The organism is Kitasatospora sp. MMS16-BH015, assembly GCF_002943525.1.
Classification (GTDB): domain Bacteria; phylum Actinomycetota; class Actinomycetes; order Streptomycetales; family Streptomycetaceae; genus Kitasatospora.
Window position 1 is genome coordinate 2,507,311 of the sequence record NZ_CP025394.1, and the last position, 12,197, is coordinate 2,519,507.

At 73.4% G+C, this 12,197-nt stretch carries 12 protein-coding genes; 8 read left to right on the plus strand and 4 right to left on the minus strand.

Going from position 1 to position 12,197, the window contains the following annotated elements; translation table 11 throughout:
- Window positions 1-1,632, minus strand: a complete 1,632-nt coding sequence (locus tag CFP65_RS10820; RefSeq protein WP_104815904.1) for a dolichyl-phosphate-mannose--protein mannosyltransferase — start codon at window positions 1,630-1,632, stop codon at window positions 1-3.
- Window positions 1,633-1,829: 197 nt separating this feature from the next.
- Here CFP65_RS10820 and CFP65_RS10825 point away from each other — a divergent pair, with 197 nt between their 5' ends.
- Both CFP65_RS10825 and CFP65_RS10830 read left to right on the plus strand, forming a co-directional pair.
- Window positions 1,830-2,174 (plus strand): PadR family transcriptional regulator, encoded by a 345-nt coding sequence (locus tag CFP65_RS10825; RefSeq protein ID WP_104815905.1) that lies wholly within the window; start codon window positions 1,830-1,832, stop codon window positions 2,172-2,174.
- Complete coding sequence (locus tag CFP65_RS10830) at window positions 2,171-3,154, plus strand: hypothetical protein (RefSeq protein WP_104815906.1); 984 nt, start codon at window positions 2,171-2,173, stop codon at window positions 3,152-3,154. Before CFP65_RS10825 ends, CFP65_RS10830 begins: the two co-directional genes overlap by 4 nt.
- Before the next feature lie 109 nt (window positions 3,155-3,263).
- On the opposite strand, the gene CFP65_RS10835 is transcribed toward CFP65_RS10830, so the two are convergent.
- A complete protein-coding gene (locus CFP65_RS10835; protein WP_104815907.1) occupies window positions 3,264-4,622 on the minus strand; it encodes an MFS transporter in 1,359 nt (452 codons plus the stop codon).
- 155 nt (window positions 4,623-4,777) lie between these two features.
- On the opposite strand from CFP65_RS10835, the gene CFP65_RS10840 reads away from it, so the two are divergent.
- The 6 genes from CFP65_RS10840 to CFP65_RS10865 all read left to right on the plus strand — a co-directional run bounded on the left by CFP65_RS10840 (window position 4,778) and on the right by CFP65_RS10865 (window position 10,175).
- A complete protein-coding gene (locus tag CFP65_RS10840; protein ID WP_104815908.1) occupies window positions 4,778-5,350 on the plus strand; it encodes a MarR family winged helix-turn-helix transcriptional regulator in 573 nt (190 codons plus the stop codon).
- 115 nt (window positions 5,351-5,465) lie between these two features.
- Window positions 5,466-6,188, plus strand: a complete 723-nt coding sequence (locus CFP65_RS10845; RefSeq protein WP_104815909.1) for an SDR family oxidoreductase — start codon at window positions 5,466-5,468, stop codon at window positions 6,186-6,188.
- A 140-nt stretch (window positions 6,189-6,328) separates the two neighbouring features.
- Window positions 6,329-6,868 carry a SigE family RNA polymerase sigma factor gene (locus CFP65_RS10850; protein ID WP_104815910.1) on the plus strand — a complete coding sequence of 180 codons (540 nt, stop codon included), beginning with the start codon at window positions 6,329-6,331 and terminating at the stop codon, window positions 6,866-6,868.
- Between the two features lie 56 nt (window positions 6,869-6,924).
- The gene (locus CFP65_RS10855; RefSeq protein WP_158702133.1) at window positions 6,925-8,106 is read left to right on the plus strand and encodes an LCP family protein; all 1,182 of its coding nucleotides are present in this window, start codon (window positions 6,925-6,927) and stop codon (window positions 8,104-8,106) included.
- A gap of 197 nt (window positions 8,107-8,303) precedes the next feature.
- Window positions 8,304-9,503 carry an Ig-like domain-containing protein gene (locus CFP65_RS10860; RefSeq protein WP_104815912.1) on the plus strand — a complete coding sequence of 400 codons (1,200 nt, stop codon included), beginning with the start codon at window positions 8,304-8,306 and terminating at the stop codon, window positions 9,501-9,503.
- Window positions 9,504-9,611: 108 nt separating this feature from the next.
- Window positions 9,612-10,175, plus strand: a complete 564-nt coding sequence (locus CFP65_RS10865; protein WP_104815913.1) for a GNAT family N-acetyltransferase — start codon at window positions 9,612-9,614, stop codon at window positions 10,173-10,175.
- A gap of 10 nt (window positions 10,176-10,185) precedes the next feature.
- Here the strand turns inward: CFP65_RS10865 and CFP65_RS10870 are convergent, their stop codons facing one another.
- On the minus strand, window positions 10,186-11,127 hold the full coding sequence (locus CFP65_RS10870) for a phytanoyl-CoA dioxygenase family protein (protein ID WP_168219588.1): 942 nt from the start codon (window positions 11,125-11,127) through the stop codon (window positions 10,186-10,188).
- 30 nt (window positions 11,128-11,157) lie between these two features.
- Window positions 11,158-11,961, minus strand: coding sequence for a hypothetical protein (locus CFP65_RS10875; protein ID WP_254552332.1), 804 nt, complete (start codon window positions 11,959-11,961; stop codon window positions 11,158-11,160).
- Window positions 11,962-12,197: the final 236 nt, after the last annotated feature.

A 12,197-nucleotide genomic window follows, 5' to 3' on the forward strand; every position in this document is an offset into this window, starting at 1 on the left:
TCAGATCCAGCTGGTGAACCACATCCGGGCCTGCCAGTCCGTCATCGGGATCACCTCCGCCGTGTACAGCGGGTAGAAGAAGAGGAAGCAGGCCATGATCGACAGCACCACGGCCCCCGCCGCCAGCGCGCCGTACTGCCGCCGCCGGGCCGAGCAGCCGGGCGGGCCCAGCACCGCGCCGAGCAGCTGCGCCACCGCCAGGCAGAGGAAGGGCACCAGCACCACCATGTAGAACGAGAAGATCGTCCGGTGCTGGTACTGGAACCAAGGCAGGTAGGTGGCCGCCACCCCGGCCAGCACCGCGCCCGAGCGCCAGTCGCGGCGCAGCGCCCAGCGCCAGAGCAGGTAGACCAGCGCCGCGCAGGCCGTCCACCAGAGCAGCGGGGTGCCGAGCGCGAGGATCTGGCTGGCGCAGCCGCCGGAGGAGTGACAGCCCTGCTGCCCGGCCGGCACCTGCTGCCAGTACATGCTGACCGGGCGGCCCTGGACCAGCCAGCTCCACGGGTTGGACTGGTAGGTGTGCGGGGTGCTCAGGCCGGTGTTGAAGTCGTACATCTGAGCCTGATAGTGCCACCAGCTGCGCAGCGACTCGGGCACCCAGCTCATCGGCAGCTGCGGCAGCGGGAGGTCGAGGACGGGCGTGCGCGGCGGGGAGAGCCCGGCCCGGCCCTCGGCCCACCGCCGGTCGTAGCCGCCCGAGCTCGCGAACCAGCCGGTCCAGGAGAGCAGGTACACCAGCGCCGCCACCCCGACCAGCGAGCCGAAGGCGGGCAGCGCGTCGCGCCGCAGCATCGACCGCAGCGGCCGGCGGGCCCCGTACCGGCGGCGGCCGCCCCAGTCCCAGACCACGGTGAGCAGCCCGAAGACGGCCAGCACCTGGGCGCCGTTCCACTTCACCGAGCAGGCCGCCCCGAGCAGCAGCCCGGCGGTCAGCCGCCAGGGGCGCGGCCCCAGCCGGACGGCCCCCGGATCCGCAGCGGCTGCCAGCCGGGCGCGGGCCTGGTCGCGGTCGACCAGCAGGCTGCCGAAGGCGCCGAGCACGAAGAACATCAGCACGCCGTCGAGCAGCCCGACCCGGCTCATCACGAACTGGAGGCCGTCCACCGCCATCAGCAGCCCGGCCAGGCAGCCGAGCAGCGTGGAGGAGAACAGCCGCCGCCCGATCCGGCAGAGCATCAGCACCGTGACGGTGCCCAGCAGCGCGACCATCACCCGCCAGCCGAGGGGGTGCAGCCCGAAGACCCACTCCCCCAGCGAGATCACCCACTTGCCGAGCGGCGGGTGCGCGATGAACTCCGGCGCGGAGGTCAGCGGGATCTGCTGCGGCACCCCGAGGATCTGCCCGTTGGCGTTCTCCGGCCAGACCCCCTCGTACCCCTGCTGGAGCAGCGACCAGGCGTCCTTCGGGTAGTACGTCTCGTCGAAGACGAAGGCGTTCGGGTGCCCCAGGTCCCAGAACCGCAGCAGCCCGGCGAACAGCGCCACCGCGACCGGCCCGGTCCAGCCGGCGTGCCGCAGCGCCCAGGCCACCGGCGGCCAGCCGAACGGCGCCCGGGCCCGCAGGGCCGCCAGGGCCGAGCCCGGGGCCGGGCCACCGGCCGTGTCCGGTCTGTCGGTGACTGCGTACGCCATGACCTCGCCGATCCGTCCGTGCTGCTGGTGCCGGCCATGCTGCCGTGCCGGCCGTGCTCTTGGTGCGGGGCGGGCCGGAGCGCTTGCTGACGGTGCGGCAACCCCCGTCGACCCTATGCGCTGCGAGTCGAACCGGGGGAACTGACACCCCGTTTCCCCTGGACGGTATATGCCGGTGAACGGTATATCTAATCGACATGACGGAACGTCCGATGCAGGAGCCCACGCTGCTCCTGCTCACCGCCCTGGCCGACGCGCCACGGCACGGCTACGCGCTGCTCCAGGAGGTCTCCGCGATCTCGGGCGGCCGGGTGAAGATGCGGACCGGCACGCTCTACGGCGCGCTCGACCGCCTGCTCGGCCAGGGCCTGATCGAGGTGGTCGGCGAGGAGATCGTGGACGGCCGGGCCCGCCGCACCTACGCGCTCACCCGGCCCGGCCGGGAGACCCTGACCGCCGAGGCCGAGCGGCTGCGCACCGTCGCGGCCGAGGCCGAACGCCGACTGTCCATGCCCAGGCTGAGGGGGGCCTACTCCACATGAACGGCAACGCCACGAACGGCAGCGCCATGACCGGCAGCGCGTTAAGGATCACCCTGCGACTGCATCCGACCGCCTACCGGCGGGAGATGGGCGCGGAGCTCAGCGCGGTGTTCGCCGACGCCACCGCCGGGGCCGGCCGCTGGGCCACCGGCCGGGAACTGCTCGACCTGGCCGCCCACGGGCTGCGGCTGCGCCTCGGGCTCGGCTCCTCCGGTGCGCCGGCCCACGCGGCGGGCCTGGCCGCGCCGTTCGCGGCGGGGGCGCTGGCGGCCGAGGTGGCCTCCCTGGTGAGTGGCTGGCGCTGGGGCTGGGAGGGCATGGACTTCGCGCTCACCCACCCCATGTCCTCGGGCGGACAGGAGCAGTACAGCGGCTTGCTCGGCCTGCTCGCCCTGCTGGCGGCCCTGTCTGGTCGGTGGACGGCGGCCCGGCTGCTGGCCCCGGTCGCCGTGCTCGCCCTGCTGTGGAACTTCGTGTTCAACGACTTCCGCGACTGGACACCCCACGGGCTCGTCTTCGTCGCCAGCAACTACGGGCCACGCCTGCTCTGGCTGCTGATCCTGCTCGCCGCCCCGCGCGACCTGCTGAGGCGTTCCTGGCGCAGTGCGCTCACCGTGCTCGCCGGAGCGGCGACCGGCAGCCTGCTGTTCTGGCAGACCAGCGGCTTCTGGCCCTTCCTGAGTCTGCGCCCGGTGCTCGACGGCCCGGCGTTCGCCTTGGTGCTATGCACCGTGGAGCTGGCCCTGCTCCTCGCCGCCCCGGCCGCCCTCCGGCAGGGCCGGTACGGCCCGGCGGGGGCCGCGCTCGCGGGTGCGCCGGTGCTGTCGCTGGTGCTCGCGCTGGCGGCCAACCAGCTCTGGAAGGACTTCCTCCCGACCGCCCTGGTGCTGCTCGCCGTGGTCGCCGCCGCCGTGCCGGCCGCGAACCGGCTGCGCAGGGCGGTCGGCGCGGGTGACCGCCTCCCGCCGACGGCGGGCTGAGCCCGGAGCCCCGGCAAGGCCCGGCGCTCCGGGCCGCCCGGGCCCGGACGTGCGTCCGGCTCCCTCCCACGGGGGTGGGGGGAGCCGGACGCCGGTGCGGGGTGGGCCGTCAGGCCGCGATCTGCAGGCCGCGGGCCGGGGCCGCCAGCGGGGCGTGCTCCTCGGCCGGGGCGGCGGCCGGAGCCTGCCCGGCCGGGGCGTTGTCCTGGGCCGGGGTGAGGTACGGGCGCAGGCGCAGGGCCATCACCACGACCAGCACGGTGCAGCCGGCCATCGCGGCCAGGTAGAGCGGCCAGGTGCCCGAGCCGACCAGCAGCACGCCCACCGCCGGGCCCACCGCGATGGCGATCTGCTTCACCATCGCGTAGCCGGAGTTGTAGGTGCCCAGCAGCCGGGCCGGAGCCAGCTCCGCCACGATCGGGCCCATGGTCGGCGCGAGCAGCGACTCGCCGACGCCGAACAGCGCGTAGACCGAGACGATCGCGACGGTGGCGAGCATCGCCTCGCCGCGCACCAGGCCGGCGACCAGCGCCATGGCCCAGGCACCCAGCCAGACCACGCCGGCCGCGGCCATCGCGGTGGTGCGGCGGCGGCGCTCGGTGATCTTCACGACGAACATCTGCAGCACCACGATGGTCAGGCCGTTCACGCCGATGGCCAGGCCGAGCACGGAGGGCGCGGTGCCCACGGTGTCGGTGGCGAAGGCCGCGACGCCGGACTCGAACTGCCCGTAGCAGGTGAAGAAGATCAGCCCGGCGAGCAGGCAGAGCCGCAGCATCGCCCTGTCGGCCACCAGCGCGCGCAGCCCCTTGGCCTCGCGGCCGGCGGCAGCGACGGGCTCGGCGACCAGCACCGGCGCGGCGGCCGGGATGCGGGCCAGGCCGGTGACGGCGGCCAGGCCGAGGAAGGTGAGCGCCTCGATGGTGAAGAGCCGGGTCATGCTGGCCGGGTCGGCCACGTCGACGATCTGGCCGCCGACCAGCGCGCCGATGCTCATGCCCAGGTTGACCAGGGTGAACTGGAGCGCGAAGGCCCGCGAGCGGGTCGCCTTGGTGGAGCAGCGGACGATCATCGTGGCCAGCGCCGGCTGGCAGGTGGTGACACCGCCGCCGAAGAGGAAGGCGGAGACCAGCAGCAGCGGTGTGCTGGTGGCGTGACCGAAGGCGAACGCACCGGTGGCGGCGAGCCCCGCCCCCGCGAGCAGCACCGGTCGCGGGCCGTACCGGTCTATCCCGCGGCCGGTGAAGGGGAGCACGGCCAGCGCCGCGAGCGCGAAGACGGTGAACACCATCCCGGCCGCGAACGAGCCCAGGCCCCGCACCTGGTCCACGTAGACGAACATGTACGGCATCGTGAACCCGCTGCCGAACGCGCTGAGCGCATTGCCGATCTGGACGCGGCGCAGCGGGCCGCCCGCCCCGTGCCGCTGCTGCCTCTGCTGCTTCACCGTGCCGGTCACCGTGCACATCCCTTCGATTCGATCTTCCACTGCATACTCTTCGACCAGACACTCTTCGATCTGGAAGATTTAAGACCTAAAGTCTTAGCTCATGAAGGTTAAGGGTTCGTAGCTTCAGAAGTCAAAGGCTTAACCTCTGCAGGTCCACATGGGACAATGGCCCCATGAGCGCACGCAGACCTGCCCCGACCGCCGAGCCGGCCACCTGCGGCGAGCTCGGCGTCGCCGAGCAGGTGGCCGTCTACCAGCGGGAATTCCCCGATGTCGACCCCCAGGTGGAGACGATCGTCTCCACCCTGTCCCGGGTCGCCCGGCGGATGAGCGTGGCCTACGGCCGGCAGCTGACTGTGCTGGGGATCACCCCGGCCGAGTGGGAGGTGCTCAAGGCCCTGGTCATCGCGGGCAGCCCCTACCAGCTCGGCCCCGGCGACCTGGCCAAGCGGCTCGGCCTCACCCCGGCCGCGATGACCCACCGGATCGACCGGATGGTCACCGAGGGCCTGGTCACCCGGGAGCGCGACGAGGCCAACCGGGTCCGGGTGATCATCGAGCTCACCGAGACCGGCCGCGACAAGTGGCTGGAGTCCATGCGGATGGCCGCCGTCTTCGAGGAGGAGCTCCTCCAGGACGTCTCCCCCGAGGAGCGCCCCGGCCTCTCCACCCTGCTCGGCCGGATGCTCCGCCGGATCGAGCAGTCCCAGCCCGACGCCCTCGGCCGCACCGACGACCTGGCCTGAGCCCAGGCGATTTCCCCCTCTCCCCCACCCGGCGCGACCGGGGCGCGGCGTGCCGGCCCCGGTGGTCTGCTGGACGGTGACAGACCGTCCGCCCCCGTCCGAGAGGGACACCGCCGTGCCCAAGCCCCTGATCGTCATCACCGGCGCCAGCTCCGGGATCGGCGCCGCCACCGCCCGCCTGCTCTCCGCCGAGGGCCACCCGCTTCTGCTGCTGGCCCGGCGGCTCGACCGACTGGAGGCCCTCGGCCTGCCGCAGGCCCTCTGTCGCAAGGTCGACGTGACCGACCGGGCGGCGGTGGAGGCCGCCGTCCGCGAGGCCGAGGAGCTGTACGGCCCGGCTGACGCGATCGTCAACAACGCGGGGGTGATGCTGCTCGGCCGACTCGCGGACCAGCCCGTGGACGAGTGGGAGCGGATGATCGACCTGAACGTGAAGGGCGTGCTGTACGGCGTCCGGGCGGTGCTCCCCGGCATGGTCGAGCGGGGTCGCGGCACCATCCTCAATGTCAGCTCGGTGGCCGGCCGCAAGACCTTCCCGAACCACGCCGCCTACGTGGGCACCAAGTTCGCCGTCCACGCGATGTCGGAGAACCTGCGCGAGGAGGTGGCCGCCCAGGGGGTCCGGGTGGTCACCATCGCCCCCGGGGCGGTGGAGACCGAGCTGCTCTCGCACACCAGCGACGAGCAGATCAAGCAGGGCTACCAGGCCTGGAAGGAGGCCGCCGGCGGCGCCCTGGCCCCGGAGGCCGTGGCCGAGGCCATCGCCTACGCCTACCGCCAGCCGCCGAACGTCTGCGTCCGCGAGATCGTGCTGGCCGCCACCGGCCAGGAGGGCTGAGGGGAGTCGGGAGGCCGACCGGGCCGGAACAGTGACCGGGCCGGAACGCCGACCGGACAGCTCCCGAGAATTCGTTTGAAACATCCCGGTGCCCTCGGGCCGTCATAGGGCGGACAACGACGAGGGGACGGGAGGGGCCAGTGGTCACAGCTCGACGGCGGGCTGCCGCCGAGGAGGAGTTCGCCGCGTTCGCGGCGGCCCGCTCCGGGCAGCTTTACCGATCGGCGTACTTCCTGACCGGGGGTGACGCGCACCTGGCCGAGGATCTGGTGCAGGACACCCTGGCGAGGATGTACGCGCAGTGGCACCGCCTCCACCGGCCGGGTTGGGCGGGCGGGATCGAGAACGCGGCCGGCTACGCGCAGACCGTCCTGGTCCGGGCCTTCCTGACCCACCAGCGCCGACGCAGCTCCACCGAGCGGCCGAGCCAGGTACTGCCGGAGCCGCCGCCGCGGGAACAGGACCAGACGCTGCGGCTCGTCCTGGTCGATGCGCTGGCCGAACTGCCGCCCCGGGACCGGGCGGTGGTGGTGCTCCGGTACTGGGAGGACCGCAGCGTCGAGGAGACCGCGGCGATCGTCAAGGACAGCTCGGCGGCCGTCCGCTCCAGGTGCACCCGGGCACTGGCCCGACTGCGTGCGCAACTCGGCTCCGAGCTGGCGGAGTTGGTGCGGTCATGAGCGGGGCCGACGAAATCGGTGACCAGGGGCGGCAATTCGGCGAGCGGAGTGGTGAAGTGACCGGTGAGGAAGATGAGTTCGAGGATCGACTGACCGCAGCGTTCGGGCGGGCCGCCGTCGGCCTCACCCCGGACGGGCCGGTCCGGCTGGTGGACGGCGCGATCGCGGCCGGGCGCCGGCGCAGGCGCGGCCGGCGGCGCGCCGTGCTGCTGGCCGGGGCGCTGACCCTGCTGGTCGCGGCGGGGGCGAGCGCACTGAGCCTGCCCGCCGGGGTGCCGGGGCGAACCTCGGAGGCCCTGGTCGGCGCCTCCAGCGGGGCACCGGCGCCGCTGGACCACGGGGTGACCGTCCTGCTGATCGGCCTGGACTCGACCACGGACACCCACGGCCGTCCGGCCCCCGACGAGCTGCGCCGCGGGGCGCTGCACGCGGGAGTACGGGCCGAGGGAGACGTGGCGGACACCCTGATGCTGGTGCACATCCCGGCAGGCGGCGGAACGGTCCGCCAACTCTCCATCCCCCGCGATGTACTGGTGGATGCCGGTGGCGGCGAGCAGGTGCGCATCGGCCAGGTGTACCTGCGGGCCGAGACGGCGGAGGCGGCACGGCTGCGCAGCCAGGGGGTCACCGGGGCGGATCTGGTCTGGCGCGGCCGGGAGGCCGGGCGGACGGCACTGATCCGGGCGGTCCAGCAGCTGGCCGGGGTACCGGTGGACCACTTCGCGGAGCTCTCGATGGCCGGGTTCTACCGGGTGGCCCAGGCGGTCGGCCCCGTCCCCGTCTGCCTGGTCCGCGCCGTGGACGACCAGTGGAGCGGGGCCCACCTGCCCGCCGGCCGCTCGGAGCTCGACCCCGCGCAGGCCCTCGCCTTCGTCCGCCAACGGCACGGGGTAGGCGACGGCTCCGACCTGGTGCGGACGCACCGGGCGCAGGCCCTGCTGGCCGGAGTGCTGCAGAAGCTGCGCGCCGGCGGGGTGTTGGCGGACGCGGCCAAGCTGGGCGCCCTCTACGGCGCACTCAAGGAGGATCTGGTGGTCGACCAGGGCTGGAGCCCGGTCGACTTCCTCCGCCAGGTGCCGGCCTTCGCCGATGGGCGCACGACGGCCACCACCCTCCCCGTCCTGGCGAAGGGCCCGGATCTGGTGGTGGACCAGACCCGGGCCGAGGGCCTGCTGACCGGCCCGGCGACCGCGCCGCCCTCGTCCCCGGTGCTGGACGAGGCGTCCTGCGTGGAGTGAGATCCGTGGGCCGCCGGTCCGCCCAGGCAAATGTCCTGATCCTGTGACAGCCGGCTCGGGTGTGTCCCCTCCCGGGCGGGACATCGCGTGGAGATGGGTGAGCCGGTAACCGGTGACCTCGGCGTCACCGGCACCCACCCCGGCTCGGACGTGCTCGCCCGGCACGTCCGGCACCGTACCGAGCCGGGAGAAGACCTGTGGACCTGATACGAATCCAGCCGAAGCGCGCGCGGTCGGCGCGGGCCGCCCACCGGGCCGGGGCCGCGCTGGCGCTGACCGGTGTGCTGGCGCTGGCCACCGCCTGCGGCGGTGCTGGAGGCGCCGGCGGCACCAGCGCCGCCGGGAGCGGTGGGAACGGCGGGGATGCCGCAACCCGCTCCGCCGCCCCGACCACGGCCAAGCCCTCGACGGCCGCCCTGGACGTACGACCGAAGGACGGCGCCCGGGACGTGGCACCCAGCGGGGCGCTGAAGGTGTCCGTGACCGGCGGCAAGCTGACCCGGGTGGCGGTGGCCGGCCCGGACGGCAAGCCGGTCGCCGGGGCGGTGGCCGCCGACGGCCTGAGCTGGCTGCCCTCGGCGCCCCTCGCCGTCGGCACCCGGTACCAGGTGAACGCCGAGGCCGTCGACGCCGCCGGCACCACCACAGGCACGGCCGGCAGCTTCACCACGCTCACCCCGACGAAGACGGCCCGTACCCAGGACAACGTGATCACCGGTCAGACCTACGGCGTCGGCATGGTCGTCCGGGTCGACTTCCACCAGGCCGTCAAGAACAAGGCCGCGGCCGAGCAGGCGATCACCGTCGAGGCCTCCGACGGCACCAAGGTCAAGGGCCACTGGTTCGACGCCGACAACTGGCTGGACCTGCGTCCGGAGACCTACTGGAAGCCCGGCACCAAGGTGACCGTCCACTTCCGCACCAGCAACGTCGAGCTCTCCCCCGGGGTCTACGGCAACTCCGACCGCGACGAGAGCTTCACCATCGGCCGCTCGAAGATCAGCACGGTGGACGCCGCCGCGCACCAGATGACCGTCGCCGAGGACGGCGCCGCGCCCCGCACCATAGCGATCACGGCGGGCGCCGACGACAACCCCTCCTACAACGGCACCATGGTGGTCTTCGAGAAGGCCCGGATGGTGCACATGGACTCCTCCACCACCACGATCAAGGGGGCGGCCTACAGCGTGGACGAGCCGCACGCCATGAAGATCACCGACTCCGGCTCGTACGTCCACGGCAACCCCAAAGCCGAGGAGGCCGCCGGCCACCGGAACATCAGCCACGGCTGCATCGGCCTGCCGGACACCGAGGAGGGCGAGGACGACTCGGTGGCGGGGAAGTTCTACGCCGACTCGATGATCGGCGACGTGGTGATCGTCAAGAACTCGGTCTGAGCCACACCCCCGACGACAGCGAGGCCCGGCGCACCGAGGTGCGTCGGGCCTCGCTGTCGCGACACAAAATCGCTGGGCGGTCCGGTCCGCGTCGGGCATGATCGGCTGGTGGACACCTATCTCGAGACCGAGCGCCTGACTCTGCGCCACTTCACCGCCGAGGACGCGGACCTGCTGATCGAACTGGACAGCGACCCGGCGGTGATGCGCTACCTGAGCGGCGGGGTCCCGACCGCACCGGAGATCGTCCGGGAGCGCTACCTGCCGAACATCCTGGCCGGCTACGAGAAATGGGGCGGCCGCCTCGGGCTGTTCGCCGCCCACGAGAAGGACGGCGGCGCCTTCATCGGCTGGTTCATCCTGCGCCCCGCAGCGCAGGGCCCGCTGGACGAGGTCGAGCTCGGCTACCGGCTGCGCCAGGCCGCCTGGGGCAAGGGCTACGCCACCGAGGGCTCGCGGGCCCTGCTGGGCAAGGCCTTCACGGACCTCGGCGTGCGCATGGTCTGGGCCGACACGATGACCGTGAACCAGGGCTCGCGGCACGTCATGGAGAAGCTCGCCATGACGCACACGGAGACCATCGCCGTACCCGAGGACATGGCGGACATCGAGGGTGCCGAGCACGGCGGCGTGCGGTACGAGATCACCAAGGACCGGTGGGAGCAGCAGTAGGCACCGCCCGTCAGGGGCGGAGCGGCGGGTACCGCGGGTCGAGCAGACCGTGCCGGGCCAGGTGTCCGTACAGCGGGGTGGTGGCCGGGTGGTGGCCCCACTGGTGATCACCGGGCACCTCCCCCTCGGCGGCCAGCGGGGCCCCGAGGAGCTGGCGCTGCACCGGCGAGAAGCCGGCAGCGGCCGGAGAGGCGAGCAGCGCCTCGTTCTGGTCCCGGTTGTGCGACCAGCGGTGCGAGTACGCGAAGAACATGCCCTTGCGGGTGTGCTCGGAGTGGTTGTCCGTCCGGGTGTGCCAGAGCCGGCGGTCGAAGAACACCGCGTCCCCGGCGTTCGCGGTGACCTCGACGGCCCCCGGCGGCTCCGGCCACCGGAGGTCGCGGCGCGGCGGCCCGTCGATCCGGTCCAGCAGGTGACTGCCCGGCACGACCTTGAAGTTGCCGCGCCCGGGCCGGGAGAGGTCGGAGAGCCAGTAGGCCATCTTCACCGAGAGGCGCGGGCGCGGCGCGGTCTCGATCTCCCGGTTCTGCCGCCCGCCGTCCTGGTGCCACTCGAACCGGTACGGCTTGGGCACCCGGATCGGCGGGTGCACGTCCAGGTGCGAGTGGTAGACGTGCACGTTCCAGCCGAGCACCGACCAGACCAGCGGAAAGGTCGCCGGGTGGTCGATCAGTCCGACCGCCGCCGGCAGTGCGGCCACCGCGCTCAGCCGGTGCATCGCCCCCTCCGGCGAGAGCCGCCCGGCGGCCCGCTCCCGCGCGTGGACCTCGTCCAGCGCCTCCGAGTAGTACGCCACCTCCCGAGCCTCGAGCACTCCGGGCAGCACCAGGTAGCCGTCGCGCTCGAAGCGTGCGCGCTGCTCCTCGGTCATCGGCGTGATGGCCTGGGTGGTCGGGGCGGTCGGGGCGGTCGGGGCGGTCGGGGCGGTCGGGGCGGTCTCCAGCAGGGTCATGAAAATCCTCCAGGGTCGTCGGTAGGTGGATCAGTCGGCCAGGGAGGCCTGGTCGCCCATGGCGATCACGGGGTGGCGGGCGGGGTCGAGGGTGGTGAGCAGCGTGCGCATCGCCCCCTTCGGCAGGGTGATGCAGGCGTGGCTGGGCCCGTTGTGGTCGACGTGGAGCCAGATGCCGCCGCCCCTCGCCGCGCCCTCGGGGTGCTGCCCGTCGAGCGGGGAGGTGCCGGGGACGCGGTTGTAGTCGACGGCGATCACGTAGTCGAACACCCCGGCCAGCGACTCACCGTTGAACCCCCGTTCCTCGTCCACGAACCGGGGCGAGCGGTGGTAGGGCAGCCGTGCGCCGGGGTCGGCCAGCCGGCCGCCGGCATCGGAGAGGGTGAACACGCCGATCGGGGAGCGCAGGTCACCCGCACGGTGGTCGGTGGTCCAGCCGTGCAACGCGTTGTGCGCGGGCCAGCGGCCGGCCTCTTGCCAACTCCCGTCGCCCGCACGCTGGTAGAGCACCACGGTGGAGTCGGAGGACTCGCGCCCGGCGCCGACCGCCAGCAGCAGCTGCCCCGTCCCGGCGGGGACCTTCGCACCCAGGGTCGGCCCGATCCCGGGCGGCAGGGCGGCGCTGGCGACGGGGGCTGCAGTGGCGGCCGGAGCAGCAGTGGCGGCCGGAGCGGTCGGGCCACCACCGGGGGCCGCCACTCGGGTCAGGCCCGCAGCGGGTTCGGCCGCGCCCGCCGAGGGCAGGCCCGCCGGCGGCAGGCCCGGCGCCGGCCGCGCCGCCCGCTCGCCGCAGGCCAGCACGCCGCCCGTACTCAGCACGGTCAGCAGGGCCACTGCCCAGACCGCTCCGGTCGGACCCCGACGGCGGCGCGGACCGCGGCCCGGACGGCCGCCGGACTTGCGATGCGAAGGTGTTGTCACGCGAATCCAGAACTCGGCGGCGCGCCGCCGGGTTGACCTCCTCCGGCGTGACGACCGTCACTCCCGGTGGAGGCAACCCGGGCGGCATCATGCCTGTTCATAAGGGGTGCGGCGGCAAGCAGGCTCCGCAGGGAACCCCGGAGGAGCAG